25 protein-coding genes, 2 pseudogenes and 1 riboswitch are annotated in these 26,124 nt (G+C 62.0%); of the genes and pseudogenes, 12 read left to right on the top strand and 15 right to left on the bottom strand.

The window, feature by feature from the left end:
• Positions 1 to 147: 147 nt before the first annotated feature.
• The 6 genes from AMK02_RS21335 to AMK02_RS21360 form a co-directional block, all read right to left on the bottom strand.
• Positions 148 to 768 (bottom strand): thiamine phosphate synthase, encoded by a 621-nt coding sequence (locus AMK02_RS21335; protein ID WP_064806539.1) that lies wholly within the window; start codon positions 766 to 768, stop codon positions 148 to 150.
• Positions 765 to 1,538 (bottom strand): thiazole synthase, encoded by a 774-nt coding sequence (locus tag AMK02_RS21340; RefSeq protein ID WP_064806540.1) that lies wholly within the window; start codon positions 1,536 to 1,538, stop codon positions 765 to 767. Before AMK02_RS21340 ends, AMK02_RS21335 begins: the two co-directional genes overlap by 4 nt.
• A gap of 1 nt (position 1,539) precedes the next feature.
• On the bottom strand, positions 1,540 to 1,737 hold the full coding sequence (gene thiS, locus AMK02_RS21345; RefSeq protein ID WP_040112909.1) for a sulfur carrier protein ThiS: 198 nt from the start codon (positions 1,735 to 1,737) through the stop codon (positions 1,540 to 1,542).
• Positions 1,734 to 2,720 carry a glycine oxidase ThiO gene (thiO, locus tag AMK02_RS21350; RefSeq protein ID WP_189637028.1) on the bottom strand — a complete coding sequence of 329 codons (987 nt, stop codon included), beginning with the start codon at positions 2,718 to 2,720 and terminating at the stop codon, positions 1,734 to 1,736. The genes thiS and thiO overlap by 4 nt, the downstream gene beginning before the upstream one ends.
• 2 nt (positions 2,721 to 2,722) lie before the next feature.
• Positions 2,723 to 4,555: a phosphomethylpyrimidine synthase ThiC gene (thiC, locus tag AMK02_RS21355; RefSeq protein ID WP_064806542.1), complete on the bottom strand. Its 1,833-nt coding sequence runs from the start codon at positions 4,553 to 4,555 to the stop codon at positions 2,723 to 2,725.
• Between the two features lie 95 nt (positions 4,556 to 4,650).
• Positions 4,651 to 4,782: riboswitch (TPP riboswitch) on the bottom strand.
• 106 nt (positions 4,783 to 4,888) lie between these two features.
• Positions 4,889 to 6,019 (bottom strand): acyltransferase family protein, encoded by a 1,131-nt coding sequence (locus AMK02_RS21360; protein WP_082929702.1) that lies wholly within the window; start codon positions 6,017 to 6,019, stop codon positions 4,889 to 4,891.
• Positions 6,020 to 6,448: 429 nt separating this feature from the next.
• Here AMK02_RS21360 and AMK02_RS21365 point away from each other — a divergent pair, with 429 nt between their 5' ends.
• Together AMK02_RS21365 and AMK02_RS21370 are read left to right on the top strand one after the other, a co-directional pair.
• Positions 6,449 to 7,717, top strand: coding sequence for a metallophosphoesterase family protein (locus AMK02_RS21365; protein ID WP_064806543.1), 1,269 nt, complete (start codon positions 6,449 to 6,451; stop codon positions 7,715 to 7,717).
• The gene (locus AMK02_RS21370; protein ID WP_064806544.1) at positions 7,717 to 11,190 is read left to right on the top strand and encodes an AAA family ATPase; all 3,474 of its coding nucleotides are present in this window, start codon (positions 7,717 to 7,719) and stop codon (positions 11,188 to 11,190) included. The genes AMK02_RS21365 and AMK02_RS21370 overlap by 1 nt, the downstream gene beginning before the upstream one ends.
• 120 nt (positions 11,191 to 11,310) lie before the next feature.
• On the opposite strand, the gene AMK02_RS21375 is transcribed toward AMK02_RS21370, so the two are convergent.
• Entirely contained in the window at positions 11,311 to 11,733 is a 423-nt protein-coding gene (locus tag AMK02_RS21375; RefSeq protein WP_064806545.1) for a type II toxin-antitoxin system VapC family toxin, read from the bottom strand.
• Positions 11,730 to 11,984: a type II toxin-antitoxin system Phd/YefM family antitoxin gene (locus AMK02_RS21380; protein WP_064806546.1), complete on the bottom strand. Its 255-nt coding sequence runs from the start codon at positions 11,982 to 11,984 to the stop codon at positions 11,730 to 11,732. Before AMK02_RS21380 ends, AMK02_RS21375 begins: the two co-directional genes overlap by 4 nt.
• 260 nt (positions 11,985 to 12,244) lie before the next feature.
• Between AMK02_RS21380 and AMK02_RS21385 the strand changes: the two genes are divergently transcribed.
• Positions 12,245 to 13,156 carry an acetamidase/formamidase family protein gene (locus AMK02_RS21385; protein ID WP_064806547.1) on the top strand — a complete coding sequence of 304 codons (912 nt, stop codon included), beginning with the start codon at positions 12,245 to 12,247 and terminating at the stop codon, positions 13,154 to 13,156.
• A 159-nt stretch (positions 13,157 to 13,315) separates the two neighbouring features.
• Here the strand turns inward: AMK02_RS21385 and yghU are convergent, their stop codons facing one another.
• The gene (yghU, locus tag AMK02_RS21390; protein WP_064806548.1) at positions 13,316 to 14,194 is read right to left on the bottom strand and encodes a glutathione-dependent disulfide-bond oxidoreductase; all 879 of its coding nucleotides are present in this window, start codon (positions 14,192 to 14,194) and stop codon (positions 13,316 to 13,318) included.
• A gap of 302 nt (positions 14,195 to 14,496) precedes the next feature.
• Between yghU and AMK02_RS30325 the strand changes: the two are divergent.
• Positions 14,497 to 14,688: pseudogene (locus AMK02_RS30325) on the top strand (phosphoenolpyruvate hydrolase family protein); the annotation flags it as partial.
• 67 nt (positions 14,689 to 14,755) lie between these two features.
• Here AMK02_RS30325 and AMK02_RS21400 read toward each other — a convergent pair.
• Positions 14,756 to 15,616, bottom strand: coding sequence for an NAD(P)-dependent oxidoreductase (locus tag AMK02_RS21400; RefSeq protein WP_064806550.1), 861 nt, complete (start codon positions 15,614 to 15,616; stop codon positions 14,756 to 14,758).
• 207 nt (positions 15,617 to 15,823) lie between these two features.
• Between AMK02_RS21400 and AMK02_RS21405 the strand changes: the two genes are divergently transcribed.
• The 3 genes from AMK02_RS21405 (at position 15,824) to AMK02_RS21415 (ending at position 17,661) form a co-directional block, all read left to right on the top strand.
• Positions 15,824 to 16,291, top strand: a complete 468-nt coding sequence (locus tag AMK02_RS21405) for a universal stress protein (RefSeq protein WP_064806551.1) — start codon at positions 15,824 to 15,826, stop codon at positions 16,289 to 16,291.
• Positions 16,292 to 16,420: 129 nt separating this feature from the next.
• Entirely contained in the window at positions 16,421 to 17,335 is a 915-nt protein-coding gene (locus AMK02_RS21410; RefSeq protein WP_064806552.1) for a DnaJ C-terminal domain-containing protein, read from the top strand.
• Between the two features lie 2 nt (positions 17,336 to 17,337).
• The gene (locus AMK02_RS21415) at positions 17,338 to 17,661 is read left to right on the top strand and encodes a chaperone modulator CbpM (protein WP_064806553.1); all 324 of its coding nucleotides are present in this window, start codon (positions 17,338 to 17,340) and stop codon (positions 17,659 to 17,661) included.
• An 18-nt stretch (positions 17,662 to 17,679) separates the two neighbouring features.
• Here AMK02_RS21415 and AMK02_RS21420 read toward each other — a convergent pair whose 3' ends face one another.
• Genes AMK02_RS21420 through AMK02_RS21430 form a run of 3 tightly spaced genes read right to left on the bottom strand, consistent with a single transcriptional unit; the run spans position 17,680 to position 19,852 of the window.
• Positions 17,680 to 18,609, bottom strand: coding sequence for a phosphatidate cytidylyltransferase (locus tag AMK02_RS21420; RefSeq protein WP_064806554.1), 930 nt, complete (start codon positions 18,607 to 18,609; stop codon positions 17,680 to 17,682).
• Entirely contained in the window at positions 18,606 to 19,226 is a 621-nt protein-coding gene (locus AMK02_RS21425; protein WP_064806555.1) for a lysophospholipid acyltransferase family protein, read from the bottom strand. The genes AMK02_RS21420 and AMK02_RS21425 overlap by 4 nt, the downstream gene beginning before the upstream one ends.
• Positions 19,223 to 19,852, bottom strand: coding sequence for a CDP-alcohol phosphatidyltransferase family protein (locus AMK02_RS21430; protein WP_064806556.1), 630 nt, complete (start codon positions 19,850 to 19,852; stop codon positions 19,223 to 19,225). Before AMK02_RS21430 ends, AMK02_RS21425 begins: the two co-directional genes overlap by 4 nt.
• Before the next feature lie 381 nt (positions 19,853 to 20,233).
• Between AMK02_RS21430 and AMK02_RS31320 the strand changes: the two are divergent.
• Positions 20,234 to 20,365 (top strand): annotated as a pseudogene (locus AMK02_RS31320) (ABC transporter permease); the annotation flags it as partial.
• Positions 20,366 to 20,391: 26 nt separating this feature from the next.
• On the top strand, positions 20,392 to 21,681 hold the full coding sequence (locus AMK02_RS21435) for an amidohydrolase family protein (protein ID WP_064806557.1): 1,290 nt from the start codon (positions 20,392 to 20,394) through the stop codon (positions 21,679 to 21,681).
• 20 nt (positions 21,682 to 21,701) lie between these two features.
• Here the strand turns inward: AMK02_RS21435 and AMK02_RS21440 are convergent, their stop codons facing one another.
• The gene (locus tag AMK02_RS21440) at positions 21,702 to 22,481 is read right to left on the bottom strand and encodes a class I SAM-dependent methyltransferase (RefSeq protein WP_064806558.1); all 780 of its coding nucleotides are present in this window, start codon (positions 22,479 to 22,481) and stop codon (positions 21,702 to 21,704) included.
• A 78-nt stretch (positions 22,482 to 22,559) separates the two neighbouring features.
• A complete protein-coding gene (gene msrA, locus AMK02_RS21445; protein WP_064806559.1) occupies positions 22,560 to 23,069 on the bottom strand; it encodes a peptide-methionine (S)-S-oxide reductase MsrA in 510 nt (169 codons plus the stop codon).
• Positions 23,070 to 23,257: 188 nt separating this feature from the next.
• On the opposite strand from msrA, the gene AMK02_RS21450 reads away from it, so the two are divergent.
• Genes AMK02_RS21450 through AMK02_RS21460 form a run of 3 tightly spaced genes read left to right on the top strand, consistent with a single transcriptional unit; the run spans position 23,258 to position 26,117 of the window.
• Complete coding sequence (locus AMK02_RS21450; protein ID WP_064806560.1) at positions 23,258 to 24,403, top strand: extracellular solute-binding protein; 1,146 nt, start codon at positions 23,258 to 23,260, stop codon at positions 24,401 to 24,403.
• Positions 24,403 to 25,293 carry an ABC transporter permease gene (locus AMK02_RS21455; RefSeq protein WP_064806561.1) on the top strand — a complete coding sequence of 297 codons (891 nt, stop codon included), beginning with the start codon at positions 24,403 to 24,405 and terminating at the stop codon, positions 25,291 to 25,293. Before AMK02_RS21450 ends, AMK02_RS21455 begins: the two co-directional genes overlap by 1 nt.
• Positions 25,290 to 26,117: an ABC transporter permease gene (locus AMK02_RS21460; RefSeq protein WP_064806562.1), complete on the top strand. Its 828-nt coding sequence runs from the start codon at positions 25,290 to 25,292 to the stop codon at positions 26,115 to 26,117. The genes AMK02_RS21455 and AMK02_RS21460 overlap by 4 nt, the downstream gene beginning before the upstream one ends.
• Positions 26,118 to 26,124 lie beyond the last annotated feature (7 nt).

Consider the following 26,124-nt stretch of genomic DNA (forward strand, 5'->3'; position numbering starts at 1 on the left):
TCTGGCTGTTGAACAGATCCGAACCGGCGTTCCCCCTCACAAGTGAACTACGCAATCGAAAAGTCGAATTTCCGGTGTAGTTGAGCATGTAACAATACCCTGCCCGGCAGCATCAAAGGTTTCCGCGCTGTCGGCAAGATCAACCCTTCATACGTCATTCGCGGGCCGCCACGGCGCGGTCGCGGCAAGCCACTGTCGCGTGCGGGCCTCGGGATCCGCGTTGCGGGTGATATCGGTGACCACGGCAGCACTATCGGCGCCTTTTTCCAGCACCAGCTGCGCGCGTTCGGCGGTGATCCCGCCAATGGCGACGAGCGGTATCGCGCCGACGCGCCGCCGCCAGTCCGAAAGACGTTCAATGCCTTGCGGCGCCCATTTCATCTGTTTGAGAATCGTCGGCCAGACCGGTCCGAGTGCAACGTAATCCGGCTCGGCCGCCAGCGCCGTCTCCAGCTCCGATATGTCGTGCGTCGAAAGGCCGAGCTTCAGGCCGGCGCGACGAATGGCATTCCTGTCGGCGGCCATCAGGTCTTCCTGCCCGAGATGAATGAAATCGCATCCTTCATCGATCGCCAGTTTCCAGTAGTCGTTGACGACCAATTGGCAACCTGCTGCCGCGCAGGCAGCCTTCGAACGCCGGATCTCCTCGCGAAGCGCGGAGTCCGGGCAATCCTTGATGCGCAGCTGGACGAGTTTGACGCCGAGTGGCACGAGACGCTCGACCCATTCGGCGCTGTCGACGATGAGATAGAAGGGGTCTAGCCTCATGAGAAGACTGCCTTGCCGATGACGGGAGTGGATGGGACGGCCATGTCGCGCGGCTCCAACGGCACGGCGCCATGCGCAATGCGGCCGGCATCGATGGCAAGCGCGAAGGCCTCGGCCATGGCGGCGGGATCACCAGCGCCGGCAACGGCGGTGTTGAGAAGAACGGCATCATAGCCGTATTCCATGACAGCGGCGGCGTGAGACGGGCGGCCGATGCCGGCATCGACGATGAGCGGCACATCCGGAAAATGTGCTCGGAATGCCCGCAGCGCCATCGGGTTCACCGGTCCCATGGCGGAGCCGATCGGCGCGCACCAGGGCATCAGAACGCGGCAGCCGGCATCCAGCAGTTTTTCGGCGACGACTAGATCGTCGGTCGTATAGGGGAAGACCTGAAAGCCTTCGCCCGACAGGATGCGAGCCGCTTCGACAAGGCCGAAGACATCGGGCTGCAGCGTATCGTGATGGCCGATCACCTCGAGCTTGATCCAGTCGGTGCGGAATACGTCGCGCGCCATCTTCGCCGTCAGCACAGCCTCCTGTACGCTGTGGCATCCGGCGGTATTCGGCAGCACGCGCACACCAAGCTCGCGGATCAGCTCGAAGAAGGCGCCACCCGCCTTGCCGCCGGCGGCCTCGCGCCGAAGCGAGACAGTGACAATCTCAGCCTTCGAGCGTCTCACGGCTTCTGCAAGGACGGCGGGTGACGGGTAGCGGGCGGTGCCGAGCAGCAGTCGGGAGCGGACTTCAACATCATAAATTTTCAGCATCTCAGCCCCCTTGCATCGGTGAGAGAATTTCGATGCGGTCGCCTTCGCCGAGCCTGAAATCGGCGCGATCCTCGCGGTGCACCAACTCGCCGTTGACCGCAGTTGCCAGCCAGCCGCCTTCGTAGTCCAGAGCGAGAAGCAGGTCTGCGAGCGTCGCGGCCGCGACCTGCTGTTCCTCGCCATTGATGATGAAGGTCATGAGGGCCTCCTTTCCGGTTGTCCTTGTTCTGTGAGAAGACGCCGCGCCACCTCGCCGGCCATCGCCGGCGCCAGCAGAAAGCCGTGGCGGTAGAGGCCGTTGACATGGAGGGTGGATCCCTCCTGTGTCACCCGCGGCAGATTGTCGGGATTAGCGGGGCGCACGCCTGCACCGGTTTCCGTGACCCGTGCCTCGCCGAAGGCGGGATGCATCGCATAGGCGGCGTTCAGCAACTCCATCAGCGAACGCGCGGTAACCGGGCCGGCATCGTCGCTTTCGATCATCGTCGCGCCGACCATGAAGCGATTTTTCTCGCGCGGCACGATGTAGATCGGGTGGCGGGGATGCAGCAGGCGGACGGGGCGGGACAGACTGAGCTCGCTTGTTTCGAGGCAGAGCATCTCACCTCGAACACCGCGCAATCCGGGCAGCCGGCCGATCTGGGCGGCACCGGTGCAGTCGATCACCCGGTCATAATGGGCAAAATCAGCTTCGCCGGTGACGCCGAGCATGAGACGCATGCGGGCGTCCTCCAACCCTGCGGCCAGGGCGGCGAGCGCCTGCCGTGGATCGAGATGCGCTTCCTGCCGGAAGAACAGCGCCCTGCGGAAGCGGCCGGCGAGATCAGGCTCCAGAGCGGCGATCGCCGCCTCGTCCAGCCATTCCCATCCACTTGTCCGGCGGGAAAAGCGGTCGAGCTCGCCGGCATCGCGCCCGCCCGCCACGACAAGTGTTCCCCGGCGATTGACATGGCCGGGCAGTGCAGCCTCCCACCAGTCCGCGGCAAGGCGACCGAGCGTCAGCACCGGCTCCTCCGCACCTTCCCGCTCGCACCACGGCGCCAGCATGCCGCCGGCAAAGCCGGAGGCACCAGCGCCGACCTTGTCGGCCAGCTCCGCAAGGGTGACGCGGAAGCCGTGGCGATAGAGCTGCCAGGCCACGGTGAGGCCGGCAACGCCGGCCCCCTTGACGAGAACGCGCATGGTCATTCTCCGACGGGCGTTTTCGCGACCTCTGCGACCGGCATGTAGAGATCGCCGCCATCGCGGTACTTGGCCGCCATGGCTTCCAATCCCTCTTTCTGGGCTTCGGCGCGAATGTCGTGGGAAATTCGCATGGAGCAGAATTTCGGGCCGCACATCGAACAGAAATGCGCCACCTTGTGCGCCTCCTTCGGGAGGGTCTCGTCGTGGAAGGAACGCGCCGTATCCGGGTCGAGGGAGAGGTTGAACTGATCCTCCCAACGGAATTCGAAGCGCGCCCGCGACAGCGCATCGTCGCGGATGCGGGCGGCCGGATGTCCCTTGGCAAGATCGGCGGCATGGGCGGCGATCTTGTAGGTAATGACGCCGGTCTTGACGTCGCTGCGGTCGGGCAGCCCCAGATGCTCCTTCGGCGTGACGTAGCAGAGCATCGCCGTGCCGAACCAGCCGATCATGGCGGCTCCGATGCCGGAGGTAATGTGATCATAGCCCGGCGCGATGTCGGTCGTCAGCGGACCGAGCGTATAGAAGGGGGCTTCGCCGCAGACCTTGAGCTGCTTATCCATATTCTCTTTGATCTTGTGCATCGGCACATGGCCGGGGCCTTCGATCATCACCTGGCAATCCCTGGCCCAGGCGATCTTCGTCAGTTCGCCGAGGGTTTCGAGCTCGGCAAATTGCGCTGCGTCATTGGCATCCGCGATCGACCCCGGCCGCAAACCGTCGCCGAGCGAGAAGGAGACGTCATAGGCACGGCAGATGTCGCAGATTTCCTCGAAATGCTCGTAGAGGAAACTCTCCTTGTGGTGATGCAAACACCACTTGGCCATGATCGAGCCGCCGCGTGAGACGATGCCGGTGACGCGATTGACGGTGAGCGGAATATAGGCCAGCCGCACGCCCGCATGGATCGTGAAATAATCGACGCCCTGCTCGGCCTGCTCGATCAGCGTATCCCGATAGACTTCCCAGGTCAGATCTTCGGCAATGCCGTTGACCTTCTCGAGCGCCTGGTAAAGCGGCACGGTTCCAATCGGAACCGGCGAGTTGCGAATGATCCATTCGCGGATGTTGTGAATGTTGCGACCGGTGGAAAGGTCCATGACGGTGTCGGCGCCCCAGCGGATCGCCCAGACCATCTTTTCCACCTCTTCCGCCATCGACGAGGTGACGGCCGAATTGCCGATATTGGCGTTGATCTTCACGAGGAAATTCCGGCCGATGATCATCGGTTCGGATTCGGGGTGGTTGATATTCGCTGGGATGATCGCCCTGCCCTCGGCGACTTCCCGGCGCACGAATTCGGGCGTCACGAAATCCGGAACATGCGCGCCGAAGCTCTCGCCGTCGCGGGTGAGCGCCTCCTTCGCGGCCTGCCGGCCGAGGTTTTCGCGGATCGCGATAAATTCCATTTCCGGGGTGATAATGCCGGCCCGCGCATAGGCGAGCTGGGTGACGGCGCGGCCGGCCTTTGCCTTTAGCGGCGTGTTGCGAATGGGAAATTCCGGCGTCAGCCGTTCGCCCGTGGCAAAACCATTGTCTTCAGGCTTCACCACCCGGCCTTCGTAGGCTTCGACGTCGCCACGCGCCCTGACCCAGGCCTCGCGCAAACGCGGCAGCCCGGCGTCGATGGAGACCACGTGGGCCGGATCGGTATAAGGGCCGGAGGAATCATAGACCGTGACCGGCGGTTCACCCGAGGTCGGGTGAAGGTTGATTTCGCGCATCGGCACGCGCAGATCCGGATAGAGCGTTCCGGGTTTGACGATCTTGGTCGAGGCCGGAAGCGAGCCGGTGGTGACGACGGGAGTAAGCTGGGGTGCAACAATATTCATGGATGAGGCTCCAAGGTTTGACGTTTGGAGACCCAGTTCCAGTGTTGGAATGATGGAAAGACGCCTTCCGCGACAAAGCGAAGATCCGCCCAACAGCCGCAGCGTCCGCACCGTCCCTACGCCAGTATGAACTGGATCAGGTTCAACGGGTCACTGCGCCACAACAGGCAAAGCCGTATTGTTCAGCAGAATCTCAGCCCCTTGCCGGGACACCCCTGGTGAATGTTCGGCATCAAAGAGCGGAGCGGCCTTCGTGTCAAGCCACGACCCGATGCGTTTCCATCGCCCAATCCCTAGCACGGGGGTTGCCGCCGTCGCAAAAAAACGACGCCGTCAAGCTGATCTGAGCAGCTTGCGGCCTAAATAGACGCGCACGGGTGTATCGAAGCGAGTGTACAAGAGATGCGCAACAGCTATGGCAGTCAGGAGTGCGAGGCCGGCGGTGATCGGCCGTGGGATCACCTCGCCGGTGGAGATTTGGAGCTGTGCGCCGAGTTGCATTATTGGCTGATGGACGATGTAGAGAGGATAAGATATCTGGCCAAGATATGCGGCGAATGGCCGTTTCTCATGGGAGGAAACCGCTACGGCCAGCACGAGCACGATCGGAAATATGATAGCGATGCAGACGAAGTCGAAGATGTCTCTGGCGACGGCAAAGGGGCAAAACAGAACCGCGATCAGGAGGAAAAGCGGGACCTGAGGCGGTACCGCCCTGATACGGTTGCTTATATCCCAGCGGAGGATCAGCACACCGGCAAGGAACGAAAAGCCGACCCTGACCAATCCCTCGAAGAACGTTCGCCAGCTGCCAAATCCGACCGATCCGACGGTACCCTCGATCGAGACGACGGCGAAAAGCGCTGCGGCCAATAGGGCGAGAGCCGCTATCTCATGCCAAAGACGAATTCTCCGTCGGGCGACTGAGCCGTAGGCCACGCCTGCGACTATTTCAAAACAGATAGACCAGAGGGGGTTGTTGATCGCGAACGCCTCTTGTCCCACCAAAAGTCCGAGCGGCAAAAGAAGCAATGCGCCGAGTGCAAGAATCGAGACGTCAAGACCGGAAAGAATCGAGGCGTAGGTAAATTGCGCCGCGAGAACGCCTAAAGCGACACCGACCGCGATCATGGGATAAAGTCGTATTGTGCGTTTGAGGAGGAATGTCCTGTTTCGCAACATGCCCGACTTCAGCTTTGCGTCATATCCGTGTGCGAGAACGAAGCCACTGAGACAAAAGAAGAAATCCACCGCCAGATAGGCGTGAAAATGAAGGCCGAAGGCAAAAGCCTGGTTAGCATGTAGGAGAACCACTGACAGCGCCGCTATCCCCCGAAGCTCGTCCAGGAAGACAAAATGGTTCTTTACCTCGTTTTCCCAACTGGCCGGGCGCAAGGCGCCATTGGTATCGAGATCCGCGGTGCCACAGAATTCTGATCGGGTTAACTCGTCTGTGACAGCCAAGGGCTTTCACTCCCCTCATGTTTGCGTGCATTTTCCTGCCGGGAGTCAAAAACCGCTGCACATTCCGCGAAGATCGTCCGGCTCATTTTCTTCCGCAAGTTGCGACGATAGACATTTGGGTTGAAAATATTGCCACAGCGGAACCTAAAGTTTTATCGACAGGAAATTTGCCGCCGCGATACCGAAAGCAGCAATCATGAGTTTGCATTCGAAATACCTCATGCTGCGATTGCTGCCGTGCCTGCCCCGATCGAGCAGCATTGACTGTGGATGGGCCGGTTTCGCCGACCCATTTTACTCGCCAGGCCGCCGCCGCCATGCTCTGAATGTTCGTGGCATATTCCGATGTTTTACTGCCGGGCGATAACGATCGTACGCTTATCTCCGGCGCCTGTTGGATCACTCTATCGCAACACCATTCTTGCATTCATGGCCTATCGTTTCGTCCACACCGCCGATCTCCATCTCGACTCTCCCCTGCGCTCTCTCGCGCTTCGCAACGCAGAGCTGGCCGACCTCGTGAGTGACGCCAGCCGGCAAGCGCTGGTCGCGATCGTCGATCTTTGCCTTGAAGAGCGGGTCGATGCGCTTGTCATCGCCGGTGATCTCTATGACGGCGAGCAGACGTCGATGAAGACGGCGCGCTTCCTGGCAGGCGAGCTCGAACGCCTGCACCGAGCGGGCATCTCAGTCTTCAAGATCCGGGGCAATCATGATGCGATGTCGAAGATCGCCAGGGAACTGGTGATGCCCGATACGGTGAAGATCTTCGGCGGTCATGCCGAGATCGTGGAGGCCACGAAGGGCAGCTTGTCGGTCGCGATCCACGGCCTGAGCTTTGCGAAACCGCAGGCCCCGGACCCGTTGCTGCCGAAATTCAAGCCGCCGGTAGCGGATGCCGTCAACATCGGCATCATGCATACGAGCCTGGCCGGATCGGCCGGACATGATGTCTATGCGCCCTGCAGCGTGCTCGACCTGCATACCTCGGGTTTCGATTACTGGGCGCTCGGGCATCTCCACCAGCGCAGCCATTATCCCGGCGCGGCGACGGTCATCATGCCCGGCATGCCGCAGGGCCGCGACATCAATGAAGCGGGGGTCAAGACCGTGTCGCTGGTGACCGTGGCGGACAACCGGACCGTGACGGTCGAGGAGCGGCGCACCAGCATCGCGCAGTTCGAGCGCGTCAATGTCGACCTCACGGATGTCGATGATTGGCGTGAGGCGGCCACAGTGGTCGAGACGGCGCTGATGGCGCAGCGCGACCGCACGGCTTCGCCGCATCTTGTCGCACGCCTCAGGCTTTCCGGCCGCACGCCGCTCTCCTGGCAGCTGCGGCGCGATGTTGACCTCATGCAGGCGGAAGCCGAGCGGCGCAGCGACGTGATCGGCCGCACCTGGATCGAGAAGCTGGAACTCGCCTTCGAAGCGCCCTCGATCCCCGCAGACGCGCCCGCCGCCGATCCCGTCGTCGAACTCGGCGCGCTGATGCGGGACGAGGTCATCGCCCGCAGCGGGTTTCGCGACGATGTCAGGGAGATGGTCCGGGACCTGCTCGCCGACCTGCCGCCCGAGAGCCGGGCATTTGCCGGCCAGAACGAGGAGGGTTTTGAGCGCTTCATCAACAGCCTTCTCGCCGATGGCGCCGAGGACATCGCTGCCCGAATGAAGGCGGTGGATCGGGGAGACAGCTGATGCGCCTGCGCCGCCTCGACCTCACCCGTTATGGCAAGTTCACTGATCACTCCATCGATTTCGGCACGGCCCGTCAAGGTTCGCCGGACTTGCACATCGTTTATGGCCTGAACGAAGCGGGCAAATCGACCACCTTCGCCGCCTATCTTGATCTGCTCTACGGCATTGGTGAGCGCAGCACCTATAATTTCCTGCATCCCTACAATACGATGAAGGTCGGTGCGCGGCTGGAATTTGGTGGCTCGGAATACGAGCTGGCGCGGCTCAAGCTGCGGACCGGCAGCCTTGTCGACGATCGGGGACAAGCTGTGAACGAGGCGCTCCTGGCCGGCGCGCTTGGCGGCGTCGGTCGCGAGGCCTATCGCACCATGTTCTCGCTCGATGATCAGTCGCTCAAGGAAGGCGGCAACGCCATCATACAAAGCAAGGGCGAACTCGGCGAATTGCTGTTCTCGGCCAGCTCGGGTCTGGCAGGGCTCAGCCGTTCGCTGGTGACCGCGGCCGACGAAGCCAACGCGATCTATAAGAAGCGGTCGTCGAGCACCAGGCTGGCGGAACTCAAGCGCTCGCTCGAAGCGCTCAAGGCCGAGCGCAATGCCATCGACACGCTGGCCTCGGCCTATGCGGGCCTGAAATCGACCCATGAGCAGGCCGAGCGCGCCTATAGCACGACCACACGGGAACTGGCCGAGACCAAGTCGCGGCATCAGGAGCTGACGCGCCTTCTCGGCGCCTTGCCTGCGGCGCTGGAGCTCCGGCGGCTGATCGCAGATACAGCCGGCATGGCCGATCTGCCGCGGCCGCCCTCCGAATGGTATGCGCTCCTGCCGCAGCTTTCCCGCGACGAGACGCGGCTGCAGGCGCTTGTCGAGGCCGCCGACCGCACGCTCCGCCAGCTTGCCGATCAGATCGAGGCGATCACCATCGACGAAAAGGGGCTGGCAGTCGCTGCGCATATGGACCTGCTGGATCAGGGGCGGGCGCGCTGTCTCGCGGCGGAGAGCGATCTGCCGAAACGCCGGTTAGCGCTCGCCGAACAGGAAGGCATGTTGGTTCGGCTGTTGGCCGATCTCGAACAGCCCGGCCACACGGCGCCCGAGGCACTGCTGCTGCCCGCTTCGCTGATCGGCGTCGTCCGCGATCTCATCGAACGGCGCTCCGGCGTCGAGGCCAAACTGGCCGCGGCGGGCCGCGAACTGGTGCGAGCACAAGAGAATCTCGAAAGGCTGAACAAGGAAGGCGGCTCGCAAGATGCGGCCGGCCACCTCGATCCCACGCGTCTCGGCCGCATCGAGATCGCCCTGAACCGGCTGACGGGGTCTGATCTCTCGATGCGGCTGACCATGGAGGAACGCACACTTGTCCAGGCGAAGCGAATACAGGAGAAGCAATTCGCACAGCTTGCACCTTGGACCGGTGATGCCGTCGCCCTAGAACGCACGGCTGCGGCGGAGCCACGGCAGATCGAGGTTTGGCGCGGCCAGGCGACCTCTATCGACAAGCGGATCGAGGATCATCAGGCACGGCTGCGGGATCTCGGTACGGAACAGGCGCTGACCAAAGCCCGGATCGTGGCGATCGCCACTGACGGTTCGATAGACGATGGCCAAGCCGCGCGGCTACGCGATGAACGCGATGCCGCCTGGGAGGTGCATCTCGCCAATCTGAATGCCGCCACAGCTCAGACATTCGAGGAGCGGATGCGACAAGACGACATGTTGTCCGCCGGCCGGCTGTCCCGCGCTCAGGAACTGGCCGAACTGCGCCAACTCCGCCAGACGGAAGCGGCAACGATAGCGGCGATCGAACGGCAAAGGGAACTGCTTGCCGAAGCGCGCGCCGAACATGAGGCGCTCTGCGAGCGCCTCGGCGGTCTGCTGCCGGGTGCAATCGAATATGGTGCCGAAGCCGCGGCGCGCATTGCCGCACTCGAGGCATGGAGCGCCAAGCGAGCCGCGGCGCTTTCCGCCTGGGACGATCTGCAACAGGCCGAAGACGCGGTGGACGCGCTTCGCCTCGAACTGGACGGGCACGTCGCGACGCTTGCGGCGAGCCTTGCGGATGCTGGTCATGATGACGTCGACCAATTATCGGTCGCCGAGCTGATGCAGACTGCGAACAATATGCTTGCCACCGGCAAAGCGGAACAAGCGGCGCGGCAGGCGCATGAGAAGGCGCTCGACGATCTCAATCGCGATTTCAGGGAACGCGAGCGCGACCGGCAGGAGGCGGAAGCCGCCATGGCGGCCTGGGAGCGGGAATGGGCGGAGGCGCTGTCGCGAACTTGGTTTGCCGACAAGGCCGGTTCGATGGCCGCCGTCCGCGCAATGCTGAATGCGCTCGCTACACTGCCCTCCATCCTGAAGGAGAGGGATGACCTCGCAAGTCGTGTTGCCGCGATGGAGCGCGACCAGCAGCAATTCCGCGAGCATATCGCCGGTCTTCTCATAGACTGCGGCCTTAGCCAGCCGGCGGTGGATACGCTCGCCTCCGCAAACGCGCTCGTGGAACGTCATGAGGCGGCGCGGCATGCGGCGCAGCTTCGGGCAGACCGGCAGGCAGATCTCGACAAACAATTGGAAAAACGGCGTGCGCTGGAGGAGGAACTGGCCGTTCACAATGCCCGCAAGGACGAATTGACCGGCTATTTCGCCGCAGACTCGCTTGCTTCGGTCGAAATATTCCTGAACCAGTCCCGAGAGCGGGACCGGCTGGAAGAGCGGGCGGCCACCTTACGCCACCAGATCACCGAGGCATTGCGTGCTGCGAGTTTTTCCGAGGCGGAACAGCGCCTCGACGGTGTCGACGCCGCTGCGGTCGAGCGCGACGCCATGGAGCTTGGCGCCCGGATCGAGGATCTTACCGAGCGTGCGAAGCTTCTCTATTCCGACGTGTCGCTGGCGCGGCGGAAGCTCGAGGCCGTCGGCGGAGACGACGCCGTGGCCCGGATCGAGGCCAAGCGCCGAACCATTTTCCTTGAAATCGAGGAACTGGCCGTGCGGCACCTGACGCTGCGCGCCGGCACGCTCGCGGCCGAACAGGCGCTGCATATCTATCGGGAAAAACATCGCAGTTCGATGATGAACCGCGCATCGGAGGCCTTTCGCCTGATCACCGGCGGCAATTATTCCGGCCTGACGACCCAGCCCGACCGGGACAAGGAGATATTGATCGGCGTGTCGCGCGACGGTGGTTCGAAGCTTGCGGATGCGATGTCGGCCGGCACTCAGTTCCAGCTCTACCTCGCGCTTCGGCTGGCGGGTTACGAGGAATTCGCAGCGTTTCGCCGGCCCGTACCCTTCGTCGCCGACGACATCATGGAGAGCTTCGACAATCCCCGCTCCGAAGAGGTTTTCCGCCTGCTCGGCGAAATGGCAAAGGTCGGACAGGTTATCTACCTGACCCACCATTGGCATCTCTGCGAGATCGCGCGAGACGTTGTTCCGAACGTGACCATACATCAACTGCCGTGACAGGTTGCAGAGAAACGCCGCGCCACCATGACGCGACGCTCCTGGTGAGGGCAAACTGGCGGCGTCCCCAATAAGGAGCAGCCCTGGCCGTAGCATTGTCTCTGCATTTCGGCAGAGAGATCAATCTTGCCACGGATCCAGCACGATAACGCCTGCGCCTTCGAAATCCCGGACATTGCGGGTAACGACGGTCAGGCCGTGAATCAGGGCAGTCGCGGCAATCAAGGCATCGGCTTCATTGCGCCGGTCTGGAACATGTAGATGCGCGCAGCGCGTCGCGACCGCATCGTCGATCGGCAGGATACGGTCGGCGAATGCTGGTCGAACCTGATTTTCCAGCCACGCACGCAGACGAGCGCCCTGCGCTGCATCGCGGCGCTGCACGCCGAGTATTCCACGTTCCAATTCCAGGATCGTCATGGCGGAGATACATAGGCCTGTTGCATCTTGCGCTCCAGCCCATGCGACCACATTGGCATCGGCCTTGCCGTCTCCGACCTTGCGCAGCTCGGAAACAACATTGGTATCCAGCAGATATTTCAAGATAGATCGACTCCTCGGGGGGCGATCTCAACACGAGACGGGTCGAAGTCGATATCCGAAAGGCCAGGCATTGAGAGAGCATCGACGAGACTGCGGGGCTTGCCGGTTAGCCGCTCGAATTCGTCATAGGTCATCAACACGTGGGATGGCTTCCCACGATCCGTGATGATGACCGGACCATGTTGCGCCGCCTTCTTTGCCCTGCTCACGTCGTGATTGAGTTCGCGGCTGGAAAGATGTGTCACGCTCATAATCCACCTCCGACGTAGGTACTTACCTACATATAGCATCCGGAGAATGAAAGGCAAGATCGGCCATAACGCTCCTGAGCGGATCGGCCAACCGACTCGCGGCAGCAGACGTCGGGGCACGATCGCGAAATCGACGCAGGGCTACACGAGCGATGCAGGGATATTGGCTTCCCAGATCATCTCTGATCTAGTCTCGACTCTCAGCCTGGCAGCCCAGCCGTGGCCTGATGGTATCTGAAAAAAGCGAGAGCCGTATTCTCATGACCACTCACCGCTTCATTCCGACGACCTTTCACAATGTCATCGGCTCTCTTCCGCCCGCCTTGCATATCGCTGACGGCGATACTGTCGTCACGGAGACGCTCGACGCCATTGGCTATGACAAGGACGGCATCCGGCGGACATCCGGTCCCAACCCGATGAACGGCCCGATCTTAGTAGAGGGCGCGGAGCCCGGAGATGCGCTGAAGGTCGAGATCATCAGCATGATTCCGACGAGGGACACTGGATTTACGCGCAGCATTGTCGCGGCCAATGTCATCGATCCTGAAACGGTTCGCGACCTGCCGCCGCGCGATATGGCGATCTGGGCCATCGACCGCGAAGCATTGACGGTCCGATTGTCCGAGCCGGTCTCCGGACTCGATAATTTCGTTGTGCCTCTTGCGCCGATGATCGGCTGTTTCGGCGTTGCGCCCAGCCTTGGCCAGGCAATCTCGACGGCGACCAGCGGCGAATATGGCGGTAACATGGATTATCGCCTGTTTGGTCCGGGCACGGCCGTACGATTGCCCGTATCGGCGCCGGGCGCCCTTTTCTTTTTGGGCGACTGCCATGCCGTGCAAGGAGATGGCGAGATCGTCGGCACCGGCGTCGAGACCACTTTCGAAGTCACGGTGCGGCTGACGGTGGAAAAGAAGGCCGGGCTGGTCTGGCCACGCGGAGAAACTAATGAAGACATTTTCACTATCGGCAATGCCCGGCCCCTCGATCAAGCGCTTCAGCATGCGACGAGCGAAATGTTGAACTGGCTGGCCTCGGATTACGGGCTCGACAGGACAGCGGCAAGCCATCTGCTGGGTCAGGTGGTGCGTTACGATGTCGGCAACGTCTTTGACCCGGCCTATACAATGGCTTGCCGGGTCGCCAAGAAATGGCTGGTCCGCCGATAGGCCGCTGCATATCGCCCGGAAGTGTTCAGCGGTTCCGGGGTAACGACATGCATGGAAGCAAAGAGCTAAGCGCGTCGCATGAATCAAGTTTAACGCGACGCGCTTTAGATCGAAGGCCGATCACCGGCCTTTGATCTGACCGCCTGATGTCAGGCTTGTTTATTCGGCGGCAGCCGCCAGCTTGTCCTGCGTCCTGGTCTCGAAGTCGCTGGCGTCGTGGCGCTCGTGCAATTGCGTCGAGGGTTCGCCGGAGAGACGGTTGACCATCCGGCCGCGTTGAACCGCCGGCCGGCTGTGGATAGCGTCGGCCCAGCGCAGCACGTTCTTATAGTCCTCGACCTGCAGGAACTCGGCCGCTCCGTAGGTCCAGCCCTTCACCAGGCCGCCATACCAGGGCCAGACGGCAATATCGGCGATCGTGTATTGGCTGCCTGCCAGATATTCGCTTTCAGCAAGACGGCGATCGAGCACGTCGAGCTGACGCTTCACTTCCATGGCGAAGCGATCGATCGCATATTCGATCTTGACAGGCGCATAGGCGTAGAAATGGCCGAAGCCGCCGCCGAGATAGGGTGCACTTCCCATCTGCCAGAACAGCCAGGACAGGCATTCGGCGCGTTCGGCCGGCTCGGTCGGCAGGAAGGCGCCGAATTTTTCGGCGAGATAGGTGAGAATGGCGCCGGACTCGAAGACGCGGATCGGCTTCGGGCCGCTGCGGTCCATCAGCGCCGGGATCTTGGAATTGGGATTGACGGCGACAAAGCCGCTGCCGAACTGGTCGCCCTCGCCGATCCTGATCAGCCAGGCGTCGTACTCCGCGCCGCTATGGCCAAGGGCCAGCAGTTCCTCGAGCATGATCGTGACCTTCTGGCCGTTTGGCGTTCCGAGCGAATAAAGCTGCAGCGGATGGCGGCCGATCGGAAGCTCCTTCTCATGTGTCGGTCCTGCTATCGGCCGGTTGATGTTGGCGAATTGGCCGCCATTCGCCTTGTTCCAGGTCCAGACCTTCGGGGGGATATAGTCGGAGGTACCGCTCATCTTTCAAACTCCTGGCATCGATCAGACAGAGCGCGACGCCGGTTGGGTCGCCGCATTTTTCCTGACATAGCAGAGGCGGTGAGGTTTTGTCACAGCTATCGGGGCGGCTTCACGCAATCGTCAGAGCCTTGGCAAAGTCGAGCAAAACGGCAGGTTCAGGCTGCGCCCTCGCCTTCATGATTGACCGCCGTCCGCGTGCCGGAGGAGAACATGATCAGGGCAAGAGCGGTTCGCTGCCGAGCGCGCGCCCAGTGACGGATATTGCGGGGAATGCGGATAGCATCGCCAGCTTCGAGCCGATAAAGGGCGCGAGGTCCGTGCGCGACGACATTATTGTGCTCTGCCATGGCGGCCCGATCGCCATGCCTGCGGATGCGGCCTATGTGCTTGCCCGCTGCAAGGATTGCAACAGCTTTTATAGCGCCAGTTCGATGGAACATCTGCCGACCGAGGTCGCGATCCGGGCGCAGGTCGAGGACTTCGCGAAAATATAAGCACCGCTCGGAACGGCCGCACGCCAGCTGCCGGCGCCTCCGGTAGGGCACCGGCGAAGAGGGGGAACTATGGCATGACCATCGCGCCGGTTTCCGAGGGTGTTTGGATCTCGTCCAACTGCCTGACGAGTGTGCGGCTGCCTTCCACGTCCGCTGCCAGCCTGGAGAAAAGATCAGCCATGCCCTGAAAAATAGTTGCCGCCGGATCGTTCTCTCCGAGGAAATCGGCGATCTCCTGCATTTCGGCAACCCATCGATAGGCCTTCGGATACATGTCGGGAATGGATTTCGACAGCTTCCTGTCGACGTCGGGAAGGCTTTCGGCGAGTTCGGCCTTCAGGCTTTCGGCCGCGCCCGAGCGGGAAGCGGCAAGCAGCATCGCAGCGCCGAGACCGATAAAACCCTTGTTGATGCCGGCATAACACATCTTCAGCGCTGAAGCGGCGCCGAGCGATCCATCGAGCCTGCGGACCTGCAAGCCGCAATCTTCGAGCAGTCTGCTTCGCTCGGCTGCATCGCCACTGATATAGATGGTCGGCCCTGATTTGCCGGCAACCGGAGGTCCGCCGATGATGGCGCCGTCCAGCACCGTCGTCCCGCTGCCGTCGAATCGGGCCGCAAGCGCCTGCATCGTCTTGGGTGCAATCGCATTGAGGTCGATGAAGGGTGGCGCCGGCGTCTTAGCCGATATGTCCGCAACCAGTTCGGCGACCTTCATTGCCTCAGCCGGCGGAACGATCGACAGGATCAGCTCGGCCTCGGTCAGCTCCTGGCGGCCGACCGGCACCATGCCGGCTGTCTTGGCTCGCACGATCGTCTGCTCGCTTCGGCCCTCGAGGCAAGTCAGCACCGTAGCGCCATGCTCGATCAGCCGTTTGGCGACCGCGCTTCCCATTGCCCCCGCTCCGATAATAGCAAAGTTCGGCATCTGAAACCTCGATGTTGTGACGGCACCGCATGAGAGCTACCGCCGATGGGACGGTCGTCAACTGCGACAATGCGGCTGAATTCTCGTCTTGAGGCGGGCGGTGGTTGCCGTATGCCGGCGGCAGTCCGGCTTGACTTTAGTCAAAGCAGGCGCTGTCGATAGCGCTATGATCAGGGAAATGACTCGCATTCGAGGATATTGATTTCAATGTATCGCACGATCATCTGCTGCATCGGCATGGGCTCGAGACAGACGGCCAAGCGTCTGCTGCACCGGGCTGCGGCGCTGGTGGACGAAGGCGGAACGATCGTCGTCATGCACGTCCTCGAAAATATCCCGCGCCACCACCTGACCGAGATCCCCGAGGAATTCGAGACGGCTGCCATTATCGACGCCGAACGCAAACTTGCGTCGCTGTGCAAGGAGCTGGACATCCGGGCGATGATCGAGGTTCGCATCGGCGTTGCCGCCTCGCTGCTGGTGTCGACCGCCAGGGAGAGAGCGGCCGATCTTATCCTGCTGTCATTCCACGTGCCCGATATCACCGACTATGTCTTCTCCTCGATCGTCGAGAAGGTCGTGCGCCATGCAGAGTGCTCGGTTCTCATCGACCGGCGCCGCGACCATGCCGGTGAAGACTCTGCGGCTCAAACAGAAGACGTCGCTTCGCTCTGATCCTGCGAGTTCCGCTGATCATGCACGACTGGTTTCTTGAGGTTTGACCACCCCTCCCCTGCGGCGGCCCGGCAACCTATATCAATCCCAACCCAACCAGCAGTATTCACTGCCCGACCGGAGATATGCATGAGCCAGGATCCCTATGAGCTTCTGGGCGTGAAGCGGGATGCGACGCAGAAGGATATTCAGAGCGCCTTCCGCAAGCTCGCCAAGAAACTTCACCCCGACCTCAACCCCGGCGACAAACACGCCGAGGAAAGGTTCAAGGAAATTTCGACAGCCTACGAGATTTTGAGCGATGAGGAAAAGCGCGGCCGCTTCGACCGCGGCGAGATCGATATGTCGGGCACCGAGCGGGCCCAGCGCAACTATTATCGCGATTATGCCTCGGCAAGCGGTCCCAACGATCCCTATCACAACAGCGCCGGCTTCGCCGATTTCGGCGATGCCGATGACATCTTTGCGAGCTTCTTTTCACGCCGCACCGGCGGTGGCCGGTCGCGCAGCCAGGGTCAGGATCGGCGGTTCTCCATGGAGGTCGATTTCCTCGAGGCCGTCAACGGCGCCAAAACCGAGGTCAAGTTTCCCAATGGCCTCGCGCTCGAGGTGCAGATCCCGCCGGGAACCCGCGACGGCCAGACCTTGCGGCTGCGCGGCAAGGGTGAGCCGGGCATCGGGGGCGGGCCAGCGGGCGATGCGCTGATCGAAATCCGCGTGCGGCCGCATCGCTTCTTCACGCGTGACGGCGACGACATCCGCCTGGAGCTGCCGATTTCGCTCAGCGAAGCCGTGCTCGGCGGCAAGGTTCGTGCACCGACGCCGTCCGGACCGGTCAGTCTGACGCTGCCGCCGCATTCCAACACCGGCAAAGTGCTGCGTCTCAAAGGCAAGGGTGCTCCGAAACGCGGCGGTGGACACGGTGACGTCTACGTCTCGCTGAAGATCGTATTGCCCGATCGCCCCGACGAGCGGCTGACGTCTCTGGTGGAGGAATGGGCGGCCGCACATCCATACGATCCGAGAAAGAACATGGAGGCCTGATCATGAATGATCTCGAATTCCGTCTTTACTTGAAAATCGATGTCGTCCAGCTCGATTTCTGGATCGAACAGGGCTGGCTGATCCCGGAGACGTCGAGCGGCCAGCGACAGTTTCGTGACGCCGACGTCGCCCGCGCGAGGCTCATTCTGGACCTGATGGGTAGTATGGGCGTCAATGAAGCCGGCGTCGATATCGTCATGGAACTGGTGGACGAGGTGCACGGCCTGCGCGGAACGATGGATAAGTTGATGACCGCCATCGGCAGGCAGGAGCGCGATGTTCAGCGCCGGCTGTTCGAGAGCCTGGAGGATCTCGATCGGTCTTAACACGACTGCGCGTCGCGCCTATGTCGTGAACCAATAGCGCACAATGTGGAAGAACAGCGGCGCTGAGAATGTGATGGAATCCAGGCGGTCGAGCACGCCGCCATGACCCTCGATCACATATCCCCAATCCTTGGCGTTGAGGTCGCGTTTGATCGCGGAGAGCACGAAACCGCCGAAGAAGCCCGCGACGACGATGACCGTGCTCACGGCCGCCGCCTGCAGCGGCGAGAACGGCGTCAGGCGATAGAGCAGCGTTCCCAGAAGGATAGCCGATGCGCCGCCGCCAAAGAGGCCTTCCAGCGTCTTCGAGGGGCTGATGTTCGGCGAGAAGCGGTGCTTTCCCAGGAGCTTGCCCCAGACATATTGGAAGACGTCACTGAGCTGCACGACGATAACCAGATAGACGAGAAGAAGCGCGGAGGGCGTGCCGGTCTGCAGCATGAGGAGCGCGGGGGCATGGCTGATCGAATAGACCGTCAGCATCAAGCCCCATTGCACTCTGGCGCTGCGCGCCAGAAATTCGTTGACGTCTCCCGTCAGGGTGGCCACCGCCGGCAGGATCAGGAAGGCATAGACGGGGATGAAGATCGAAAAGAGGCCATACCACGCCGTTCCGAGTAACACGTAGTGAAGCGGCAGGACCACGAAGAAGGACAGGAAGAGCGCCTGGTGATCGCCGCGCCGTGAGGGTGTCAACGTCCAGAACTCGCGAAGCGCCATGAAGGATAGAAATGCGAACAGAATGATCGTCGCCATATCGCCGAGCAGGATCGCGCTGCCGAAGACCCCGACCATGATCCACCAGGAGCGGATACGGGCATTGAGGTTGTGGACGGTGGCGACGGAGCCGGGCTCGGTTGCGCGCCGTTGAAGGATGAAGCCGATGGCCGACGCGACGGCGAGCAGGCCGAGGATCGCGGCCAGCACGATGGAGAAAAAGCTGGTCATGCGACGGGGCCTCCGCCAGCGAGCTCGATGACCGCGGCGCGGGCGCGGGCCAGGAACGCACCCTTTTCCTCGCCCGGTTCGACGCGCAGCGGCTTGCCGAACCGCGCCGTGCAGGTGATCGGGACGATCAGCATGCTTCCCTTCGGCAGGATGCGCTGAAGGTTGTCGAGATGAATCGGCACGAGGTCGACATCAGGGAAACGGCAAGCTAGGCGATAGATGCCGCTGCGGAACGGGGCGATCTCGTCGCTGGAGCTTCTCGTTCCTTCCGGGAAGATCAGGACCGAGCGCCCTTCCTCGAGCAGGCGCTCGACCGGCGCCAGCGGGTTGCTGTCGGGCAGAGGCTTTCGGTCTATCAGCACAGCACGCAGGCCTTTTTCCGCGATGAAACGGAGAAAGGCGTTGGTTCCCCAATAATCGCGTGCCGCTACCGGATGGGTCAGCCGGCGCACTTGCCACGGCAGGGCGGCCATGACGGCGACGGTATCGACATGGCTGTTGTGATTGGCGAAATAAATGCGGCGGGTCGGATCGGGGGTGCAGCCCCGCCATTCGCTTCGGGCGCCGACCATGATACGGACGAACAGCACGAGAAGACGACGGATGAGCGCGATCATAGTCTCTCCAGTGAGCGGGCAAGTCTCATCATGCGTGTAACGCAGGTGACGAGGCTGCCGGCCGCGATGATGGTGGAGGCGATGAGCAGCGACCAACGGCTGGGCGATATCAGCATCTCCAAGCTCTGGGTGAGGAAGCCCGCCGTCAACACCGCCATGCGGCGTTGCTTGGCCATGATGCCGCTGAAATCCTGAGGCAGACCGACCGCTCCTCCGAAGACCCTGATATAGCCGGTGAGTGCGGCGAGCAGCGCCGACAGCCAGCCGATGGAGGGAATGCCGCAGGCATAACCGGCGGCGACAAGCAGCAGGCTGTCGGCGACCCGGTCAGGGAATTCGTTGTAGATCGGCCCGCTCTTGGTTTTTTTGCCGCCTTCGATGGCGACCATCCCGTCCAGCAAGTTGCAAACGAGCCGCAGTTGCACCGAGATTGCCGCGCCGATCATGGCGATCGGATGTGTCGAGAACAGGACGAGTGCTGCGCCGAAGCCGGCAAACAGGATCGAGAAAAGCGAAATGCTGTTCGGTGTCACGCCGCTGCGCGCCAGCCATGCGCTCAAGCCGATCGCCCAAGACGACGACCGGCTCGCGATCGGTCGCCGCGAGGCGTCCTCTTCTTTACCCATTTTCATTTCCCCGACCCAATGCTCCAATGCATATCCTGCCAACCTCGTCGCGCCAAGCCCTCGTTCCGTCAGACCGATCGCGGCGGCCATCAGCCTGATTTTTAAGCTGGTTCGCTGCTTGACACCTTTTTGGGCGCTACTATGATTTTTAAACCAGATGGTAAAAAAGGGGAGCAATCAATGATCAAAGACATGCCGATTTCACGCCGGGTAGTAATCGTGTCGGGCATTGCGCTTGGCGTCAGCGGCTCGTCCCGCTCGCAAGGGCGGCCGCGCCCCTGAAAGTTGCCGGCATCCATGCGTCCTGGAACTCCTGTCTGCACAAAGCCCTCCAGAACGCCGCCAAGGACGGCGTGATCGAATATGTCTTCTCGTGCCTTATTCACGCTTCGGCTGCAAACTGTGCTGAGCGGGCTCGTGCCCAATCGGCTCTTCCTGATGACGCCCTATATTCTCCGCCGCGCCCGCGTTCCGCAGGCGCTGATGCAGCCCTATCGCCGTGGCGAGCGCTGAGACCGTCCACATCCAACGAGGCTCCGATGTTCGATCTGATCGTCAGAAACGCAAATCTCTCCGATGGCCACACCAGCATGGACATCGGCATCGGCGGCGGCAGGATCATCGCCGTCGAGCGCAATCTCCAGGCGCAGGCGGGCGAAGAAATCGATGCAACCGGCAGGCTGGTCAGCCCGCCTTTCGTCGATCCGCATTTTCATATGGACGCCACCCTGTCGCTCGGCCTGCCGCGCATGAACGTCTCCGGCACCCTGCTCGAAGGCATCGCGCTGTGGGGCGAGCTGCGCCCGATCGTGACGAGGGAAGAGCTGGTGGACCGTGCGCTGCGCTATTGCGATCTGGCGGTGACGCAAGGCCTGCTCTTCATCCGCAGCCATGTCGATACCAGCGATCCCAGGCTGGTGACGGTCGAGGCGATGATCGAGGTCCGCGAAAGGGTGGCGCCCTATATCGATCTGCAACTGGTCGCCTTCCCGCAGGACGGTTATTACCGTTCCCCGGGCGCGATCGATGCGCTCAACCGGGCTCTCGACATGGGAGTCGACATCGTCGGCGGCATTCCGCACTTCGAACGGACGATGGGCGAAGGGACAGCCTCGGTCGAGGCGCTCTGCCGCATCGCCGCAGATCGCGGTCTGCCGGTCGACATGCACTGCGACGAGACCGACGATCCGCTGTCGCGCCATATCGAAACGCTGGCAGCCGAAACCATCCGCTTCGGCCTGCAGGGACGTGTCGCAGGCTCGCATCTGACCTCGATGCATTCGATGGACAATTATTATATCTCGAAGCTCATTCCGCTAATGGCGGAAGCCGAGATCAACGTCATCCCCAATCCGCTGATCAACATCATGCTGCAGGGCCGGCACGATACCTATCCGAAACGCCGCGGCATGACCCGCGTGCGTGAGCTGATGGATGCCGGGCTCAACGTCTCCTTCGGGCACGATTGCGTCATGGACCCGTGGTATTCGATGGGATCCGGCGACATGCTGGAGGTTGGCCACATGGCGATCCATGTCGCGCAGATGGCCGGCATCGACGACAAGAAGAAAATCTTCGACGCATTGACCGTCAATTCGGCGAAGACGATGGGCCTTTCAGGTTACGGCCTGGAGAAGGGATGCAACGCCGACCTCGTCATCCTTCAGGCGAGAGATACGCTGGAAGCGCTGAGGCTGAAGCCGAACCGGCTGGCGGTGATCCGCCGCGGCAAGGTCGTCGCCCGCTCGGCGCCGCGCATCGGCGAGCTTTTCCTGGATGGGCGCCCGGCCCGGATCGACGGCGGCCTCGATTACTCACCACGCTATTGAGACGCGCCGACGCCTGCGTACTATCCCGCCGCGCGGCGAGCTGTGATGATCCAGGCGCGGGAGTCGAAAAACACGCCCTCCGGCGTCATATGCGCCTCGAGCAAATCGCGCAGACGCTGCAGCGGTTTGCCGGGCGGTTCATCGGTATGTGCGAGTGCGTTCTTCACAAGATAAAGACCGGCGAGCGCGTCAGACGCCGCATCGACGTCTGGTCCATAGAAGACCGGCTCTCGCACGTCGGCGAAGTCGATCGAATTAAAACCTGCGGCGCTCAAAAGGTCCTTCGCAATCGGAGGAGCGCCAAGCGAAAACGGATTGGGACCACCTGCCGAAACCGCAGTTCCGGGCGCCAGAGCTTGCCGGATCGCGCCAGACCACTCGTTACGCTCCCGGCTCTGCCACACCATCCACACAAGGCGCGCCCCCGGGCGCATCGCCCGACTGATATTGGCAAAGGCTGCGGCCGAATCGGCAAAAAACATTACGCCAAACCGGCTGATGCAGAGGTCGAAACTGGCAGCCGGAAAGGCGTGGAATTGCGCGTCTGCCTGCTCGAACACCACATTTCGCAAACCCTCCGCAGCGCTCCGTCGCCTTGCGACTTCCAGCATTTCTGCGGAAGTATCCACCCCGACCACTTCTCCTTGCAGTGCGGCGCGGGCGGCCTCGCGCGTCGTCTGCCCCGCGCCGCAGCCGATATCGAGCACTCGGTCAGCCACACCGACATCGGCAGCATCCCGAAGGTGCCGATTATGCCGCGCCAATTCTGCGTCGTAAAAATCGGCACGATCCCACGCCATGACACTGACTCCGCTTCGCCCGGTGGCGTCCCTCATCGGTGAGAATGCCGGAGTCGCTTCCGGCATCCATGAGCGGTATCAGGCGATCTTCTGGCGAGCCGGCAGCTTCCAGCCGGGCCGGACGAAGTGGCAGGTATAGCCATTCGGGATGCGTTCCAGATAATCCTGGTGTTCGGGTTCGGCCTCCCAGAAATCGCTGGCCGGCACGACTTCGGTGACGACCTTGCCGGGCCACAGGCCGGATGCGTCGACATCGGCGATCGTATCCCTGGCGACGCGCTCCTGCTCCGGGCTGGCGTAGAAGATCGCCGAGCGATAGCTCGTTCCGACGTCGTTGCCCTGGCGGTTGCGCGTGGTCGGATCGTGGATCTGGAAGAAGAATTCGAGGATTTCGCGGTAGCTGATCCGTGCGGGGTCGAAGACGATCTCGATCGCCTCGGCATGGGTCCCGTGGTTGCGGTAAGTGGCATTCGGCACATCGCCGCCGGTATAGCCGACGCGGGTCGAAATCACGCCCTTATAGCGGCGGATGAGGTCCTGCATGCCCCAGAAGCAGCCGCCGGCGAGCACTGCACGTTCTTCGGTCATTGGATGTCTCCTTGTTTTCACGAGAGATAGTGTCTCCCACCGCCGATTTCCATACGGCGGAAATCAGCACAGCTGTGCAATTTCCCTTCGAACAGGGCCGCCCTGTCATGCCGATGTTACGCGCCGGCGCTAGCAAAGTCGTGGACAATCCTGCGGAGGCTGAGCCTCGACACTGATGGAGACGGGTTATGAACAGGCGTGAATTTCTGATCGCATCGTCGGCCGCGGCCGGCCTTCTGGCTCTTCCGCGTTTCGCAGCGGCCGCGGCCGGCACGATCGACCTCTACAGCGGTTCGGATGCCAATATCGTCGACCTCTGGAACAACATCATCCGTCCGGCCTTCGAAAAGGCCCATCCCGGCGTCGTCCTGAAGGTGACGGATGCCGGCGACAATAACGGCCTGCGCGCCATCGCCGACCGTGCGCTTGCAGCGCTGAAGACGAAGACCGATCCGCAGGCGGACCTGTTCGAACAGTTCGATCCGCGTCTGCCGTCCGGCGGTATCGACGCCGGCCTCTGGGTCAAATTCTCAGCCGAGAACATCGAAGGCTACGGCCGCCTCAACCCGCTCGCCCTCGACACTCTCTATTCCCTTCCCTATCGCGGCTCGCAGGTCCTACTCGCCTATGACACCACCAAGCTCGATCCGAAGAATGCGCCGAAGAGCTGGGAGCAGCTCACCACATGGATTAAGGCCAATCCGGGCCAGTTCATCTACAACCGTCCCGACAAGGGTGGTTCGGGCGGCAACTTCGTCCGCCGGGCCATCCATGAGGTCAACGGCCGCGATCCGAAGAAATTCAAGATCGACAATTTCACCGCCGATTTTGCCGGTGAGGCCCTGACGCCGGCCTGGAAGATCCTCAACGACCTCGCTCCCTCGCTCTACGACAAGGGCGCCTACACCGCCGGCAATACGCAGTCGATTCAACTGCTCGCCCAAGGCGTCGTCACCATGGTGCCGGTCTGGTCGGACCAGGTGCTGCAGGCGGTCGCGCAGGGCGTGCTGCCGGATACGACCGGTCTCGTGCAGCTCGGCGATCTCGCTCTTTGCGGCGGCTTCTCCAGCATCACCGTGTTCTCGAACGGCGCCAACAAGGATGCGGCCCTGAAGCTTGCCGCCTTCATGCTCACCAAGGAAATGCAGGAAGCGATCATCACTCAGATCGGCGGCTTCCCGGCCGTTTCCTGGGACCACATTTCCGATGATCTGCGCAAGAAATATGCCGACGTCATCCCCTCGACGATCCCGACCTTCCCAGGCGGCGATTGGGAAAAGGCGATCAATGACGGCTGGTATCGCAACGTCGCCCCCAACATCAGCCGCACCTGATGTTCGCCGATACTGCCCCGGCGGCTTGGCGTCGTCACAGGTCCATCAACAGGGGGAGCGCAATCGGGCTCCTCCTCGTCGCCCTGCCGGTGTTCCTGCTTGCATGGTTGATCATCTTTCCTATTCTTTCGGCGGTCGTCGGCACGATCTTCGTCCGAGGGCCTGACGGGGCGACGGGCTTTTCGTTCGCCTCCTACCGTTTCTTCTTCACCGATGGCTACAGCCTCGCCAATCTCGGGGTGACGCTCTGGACCACCGCCGTCTGCGGCGTCCTGCTTCTGGCGATCGGGCTTCCGATCGCACTTTACCTCCGCTTCTCGCAGGGACGCCTTGCCGCTTACGTGCAGGGCCTGGCGATCTTCCCGATGTTCGTGCCGTCGATCATCCTCGCCTATGCGCTGATCAGGACCATCGGGCCGAACGGCACCGTCGACCTGCTGCTGAATTCCGTCGGCCTACCAAAACTGCGTACGCCCTATCTGACGCCATGGGGACCGGTCATCGGTCTGGTCTGGGACAATCTTCCGCTGACGGTGCTGATGCTGACGGCCGGGCTCTCCTCCGTTTCGAACAGCGCCATCGAGGCTGCCCGCGATGTCGGCGCAAGGCCGCTGCGGGTCTTCATCTCGATCATCCTGCCGCGCATGGGCAATTCGTTGCTGGTGACCGCCTCCTTCGCCGTGCTCGGCATCTTCTCCGCCTTCACCCTTCCCTACGTGCTCGGCCCTGCATCGCCTGAAATGATGGGGCCGTTCATGCAGCGCACCTTCGCCGATATGAACGATCCGCTTGATGCCATGACCCAAGCCGTCATCACCTTCGGTTTTTGCCTGGTCTTCGGCATCTTTTATATCAGATCGATCGCTCGCAACCGCGAGGCCAAGCCATGAGCGCGGGCAGAGCGGGCTTCATCCTCCGCTTCGACTGGATCGGCATGCTCTTCGCAAGCCTGCTAACGCTGTTCATCGCGCTGCCGCTTCTCGTCGTGGGAACATGGGCCTTCACCGAAGTGTGGCGCTATCCCTCGGTGATCCCGCAACAATTCGGCCTGCGCTTTTGGGGCCAGACGCTGGCGCGTTCCGATGTCTGGGAGGCTCTCCTCCTCAGCCTGCGGCTGACGGCGACGGTCACCTTTCTGTCTGCTGTCATCTGCCTTCCCGCGGCTTATGCCTTTGCGCGCATGCGCTTTCCCGGCAGGAACATCCTGTTCCTCTCGTTCCTGGCGTCACATGCCTTTCCGAAATTCGGCCTGCTCGTCGCCATTGCCGGCATCTTCCTGCAGCTCGGCCTGATCAGCACCTTCTGGGGCGTCGTGCTGATCCAGCTGGTCGGCACGCTGATGTTGATGATTTGGATTCCGGTCGCGGCCTTTCAGAATGTCGACCGACGCATGGAAGAGGCGGCGCGCGATGCCGGTGCTGCGCCGCTGCGCGTCTTCTGGTCGATCACCCTGCCGCAGGCCGCGCCGACCATATCCGCCGCGCTGCTTCTGACCTTCGTCGGCACCTTTTACGAAACCGAAGGCGCCTGGCTGATCGGCGCGCCTGAAATCCGCACCATGCCGGTGTTGATGATCAGCTTCATCAACAATCAGATCGTTGTGCAATACGGCGCCGTGCTCTCCCTCATGCTGTGGGTGCCGTCCTTCATCGCGCTGATGTTTGCGCGGCGCGTCGTCGGCACCGGTGCCTTTGCGAGAGGTTTTGGCGCGTAAAGCGTCC

The organism is Rhizobium sp. N731 (assembly GCF_001664145.1).
GTDB lineage: Bacteria > Pseudomonadota > Alphaproteobacteria > Rhizobiales > Rhizobiaceae > Rhizobium > Rhizobium esperanzae.